The 4,084-nt window shown below is 45.8% G+C and carries 2 protein-coding genes and 2 pseudogenes; 1 reads left to right on the top strand and 3 read right to left on the bottom strand.

Features of this window, described 5'->3' with window-relative positions; translation table 11 throughout:
* From ATW55_RS13845 to ATW55_RS13840, 3 genes and pseudogenes are all read right to left on the bottom strand, one after another.
* Nucleotides 1–819, bottom strand: a pseudogene (locus ATW55_RS13845) (hypothetical protein); the annotation flags it as partial.
* A 25-nt stretch (nucleotides 820–844) separates the two neighbouring features.
* Nucleotides 845–1,003 carry a hypothetical protein gene (locus tag ATW55_RS16390; protein ID WP_160327248.1) on the bottom strand — a complete coding sequence of 53 codons (159 nt, stop codon included), beginning with the start codon at nucleotides 1,001–1,003 and terminating at the stop codon, nucleotides 845–847.
* Nucleotides 1,004–1,318: 315 nt separating this feature from the next.
* Nucleotides 1,319–2,681 (bottom strand): annotated as a pseudogene (locus ATW55_RS13840) (IS4 family transposase).
* Nucleotides 2,682–2,869: 188 nt separating this feature from the next.
* Between ATW55_RS13840 and ATW55_RS13835 the strand changes: the two are divergent.
* Nucleotides 2,870–4,012 (top strand): Mu transposase C-terminal domain-containing protein, encoded by a 1,143-nt coding sequence (locus tag ATW55_RS13835; protein ID WP_067719127.1) that lies wholly within the window; start codon nucleotides 2,870–2,872, stop codon nucleotides 4,010–4,012.
* Nucleotides 4,013–4,084: the final 72 nt, after the last annotated feature.

Here is a 4,084-nt window from a genome sequence, read left to right as displayed (position 1 = left end):
GTTAATTTCATAAACTTGACGTCCTACCTGCCAGGCAATGGTGGTATCCAAATCATTTGCACTTTTCGAAGTTAATGGCTGAACTGCAATGATGATTCCTTTTGTTTGCGGGGTAGGAAGGCTATGCGCATGCAAATATGCGACCATACTCTTAGCGACGCTCTGCGTAGCAGGGGTAATGGATTTTCCCCAAAACTGCGTTATGATCGTCCAACGACCATACTGCCATTGATAATAGAATGGATCGCGACCGCTCTTTGAATATTGAGCTTTAATCCCAAACCCCAGATTGATAACGTGACCAGACGGGATAAACTGTCCAATACTTTCAAGTTGAAGCTGATGAATCGTTGATAATGCTGCGGTTTTCGATGCATAGTCTTTTGTGATCAATCTGGAAGGATGCATGCTATTTTCATTGGGAGAGGCGGATGTGGTTCTAGATTGGTTCATTGCTGATGGTACAGTGATGCCTTTAACTGGATATACGCTGTAGAATAGCTCTCCTGATTTGTCGGCAGCTGTAATGACTTGCCCATTCGCAAAGGCGATATAACTTCCGTTTCCAATGGGATCACTTGTGGCCGGTACAAGGACACCAACGGCATGGCCAGCTAGTTTGACTTGTTCTAACACATTAATCGATGAGAGAGACAAGGGCTGTGTTTTCACGGCATTAAACATGCCAGACCATGAATAACCAATGAAAGGATCTTTATTTTGATTGGTCTGAATACCAAACCAAACTTGATTCATTGTCGGACTGAATGGATTGTCAGTTTCGCCATAATTCAGAATGTAGTTTATTCCGAAGTTCATTTTAGCTCGCTCAGCGAGTTGTACATCATGTAAGAACCATGATGAAGCTGTGTTTTTGCGTTGATACGTGCTTCACCACGGGTGTCTGAGCTTGCTGCTTGGTTTCGGCATTTACTACAAACCCACTGACCGTCATGAGCGTAAGTACCACTGTAGCGAAAACGAGTGTACGATAGCTCTTCATCGCACGTCCTCCTCACGGTTGTTTTATCAGTATGACGATATCAACCCGATTGAGGTTACATGCTTTAGAAATTGATCTTGTGGAGCACAACGGCGGTTCATCGTCCGGACACTATGCCTATACGCTTTCGGTGGTTGATATCGTGACGGGATACAGTAGGCGTCTGGCCGTACTTGGGCGTGGACAAGCAGGGGTCGCCTCTGCTCTGGAACGAATCCTCGCCGAATGGCCCTACGCGATATGGGGGATCCACTCGGAAAGAAGACAGTAATAGCGCGTCACGGAGAGAACGAATTTAACTCAAGTTTCGCACCCTTAAGCAGCTATTCTTGCCTTGATCGTACTGGGCAAACTGGCAATAAAGTGTTGTACGGCCACCTCAATTTCCTTTGATTCTTCCGAAGCGACACCCTCCGGTTACTCGAGTGAAAAATTGGAGCAATCGAGCGATGGCTTCGGCGTAACGAAGATCTGTCATTTCATCACACATCGCGAGAAAGAGCGCACCAAGGGTACGCGGATCCTGTTCATTGCGCGTTTCTACTGCCAGAAGAAGATAGCGCGTAAAGACGATCGTCGTGTGTGCGACCATCGCATCATAAGATCGTCCTTGCAGTTCTCGAGCCAAGCGGAGTTGTGACTTAAGTACCTTGAAAAACACCTCGATATTCCAGCGTTTCCCATATAGTCGAATCACTTCTTCGTCTGACAACGTGACATCTGTGCACAGCAATGCCAACCATTGCTTCGATCGATTGCGATCACGGACGAAAACGATCTTCGCGGGCACACCTTGTCCATGTTCGTTTTGTCCCACCTCGACTTCAATGGATGCGAGGATCTTCGCACGTCCCCTCCGTTTTTTCACAAGGGCATAGATCTGCGCAAGGGTAAGTCGCTTTCCCTGTACGGAATAAGTGACGGTCTTCATGGCTTTGAGCATGCAAATCACCGTCATCTCTTCACCCACTGCACGAACGATCGTGGACGGAAAGGCAAACCAGCTGTCGAACAGGAGGGTCCGGGTCTTGATACCCGCCGCTTTTGCCTGCGCCAGAAGATCAAAGAGGACAACCGTCGCCTTGAGGATACTCTCGCGGCGGCGGCGATAACCTGAGGTTCTTCGATCTGCTGATGAATCCATGCCTTGAATACGATTTTCGGTCTTCTCGGAGCTGAGTAAGGAAAAGGCAAGCGGAACAAAGGAGTTTCCGTCCGACCAGCCAAGGGTCAGCATTCGAAATCCGCGTACAAAACGATGGGACGCATGATCATAGACTCGTGCCAACAGCTCGACGTTCTTGCTCCGATTGCGGTTATATAAGGAGTCATCCACGATGAGCACCTCGGTTCGATCCTTGGACGTCAGCAGTTGCATTCGCGCAACGACCGACTGTGCCAGCAAGAGTAGGAAACGACGCCAATTGTGGGTAGACGCATTGAGAAATCGGTAGACGGTATCCTTGCAAAATCCTGTTTCACGCTGTGGATCCAAATTCCAAGAGAGGCTGCGACCAGAAAAGACGAGGGTCAAGAGAAACGTAAAGAGACGATTCGCAGGAATCCCAGCTTGCTTGGTCACCCGTGATTGTTTCAAAAGACTGGCTAACCGATATTCCTTGAAAAAGGATGCCACAGAGGATGGGAGTTGCTCAAAGGAAGGGACTTGTCGTACCATAGAAGAAACACTCTCGCTTTCGGTCAATTGGTTGTTTCGACAACACCATTTTACCAGATACGAGGGTTGTTTTTTACTTGTATCATGCTCAGAAATCCATACTGGGCAAGGGTTTCAACCTATTTTAAGGGTGCGAAACTTGAGAATTTAACTTAAAACATCGTGCGGTGCTTGGAACATCGACAGCAATGGCTTTTGGTCCAGGGTCAATCTACCAGATTGATGCCACAATTGGAGATGTTTATTTGGTTAGCTCGTTTGATCGGTCTAAAATAATTGGTAGACCTGTCATTTATGTTGTAATTGATGTGTTTTCACGAATGATCGTTGGTTTTCATATCAGTTTAGAGGGTCCAAGTTGGGCCGGAGCAATGATTGCTCTCGCGAACACCATGATGGATAAAGTGGAGTTGTGTAAAGAATATGGCATCTCTATTACAACAGATCAGTGGCCTGCAAAATATTTACCGGAATCGATCTTGGCTGACCGTGGAGAAATGATTAGTCATAATTCGGATAGGTTAATTGATGGGCTCGGAATAACGATCCATAATACACCCCCTTTTCGGGCCGACTGGAAAGGGATTGTAGAACAGACATTTCGTTTGTTGAATCTGGGGTTTATTAAATGGCTTCCTGGTTCAGTACAAGGTCGCATACGGGAAAGAGGGCAACCAGATAGTCGACTTGATGCGAAATTGGATTTAAATGATTTCCGAAAAATATTTATCAACTTAATATTAAAGCATAATAATTCCCACTATATGGAGAGGTATTCTCGTAGTGAGTTTCAAATTACTGAAAACGTATCCCCCATACCTTTAAACTTATGGGAATGGGGGATTACAAATCGAACGGGACATCTTCGTCAGTTACCTGAAGATTTAGTTAGACTGACTTTACTTCCTACGGGAAGTGGACTTGTTACGCAATTTGGAATCCGATTTAAAGGAATGTATTACAGTAGTGATCTTGCCATTCGTGAACAATGGTTCGAAGAAGTGCGAAAAAATAGAACGCGTAGAGTGAATATATCGTTTGATCCGCGATTGATGGATGTAATTTACCTGCATAAAGATAATGGTCAAGGATTTGAACCATGTACCCTGCTTGAAAGAGAGGCGCGTTATCGAGGGCATTGCATGGAGGACGTCGAGGAGTTATTTGAGATTGAAAAACTACAGAAGGATCTCCATGAGCCTAAACGACTTGAGGATCAAGTGAATTTCAATGCCGATATGGATGAAATTGTAAAGGAAGCCACTAAAAAAACGAATATGCAATTAGATCCCGCAATGAGTAAATCTAAGAGAGTAGCCCAAATCATGTAGCCGCTCACGCTGTTTGACGGTGATTTGTTCACCGCCATTGGCGGAGCGGCCGTAACGTCAATCTGCCATGGA

Origin of the sequence: Ferroacidibacillus organovorans, from assembly GCF_001516615.1 — a bacterium.
GTDB classification, from domain to species: domain Bacteria; phylum Bacillota; class Bacilli; order Alicyclobacillales; family SLC66; genus Ferroacidibacillus; species Ferroacidibacillus ferrooxidans_B.
Note: the sequence above shows the minus strand (reverse complement) of the source record. Positions and strands in the feature narration are given on the sequence as shown.

What these genes read in the sequence shown, in the direction of transcription:
- ATW55_RS16390 (WP_160327248.1), bottom strand. Translation starts at nt 1,003, where the DNA reads ATGAAGAGCTATCGTACACTCGTTTTCGCTACAGTGGTACTTACGCTC.
- ATW55_RS13835 (WP_067719127.1), top strand. Translation starts at nt 2,870, where the DNA reads ATGGCTTTTGGTCCAGGGTCAATCTACCAGATTGATGCCACAATTGGA.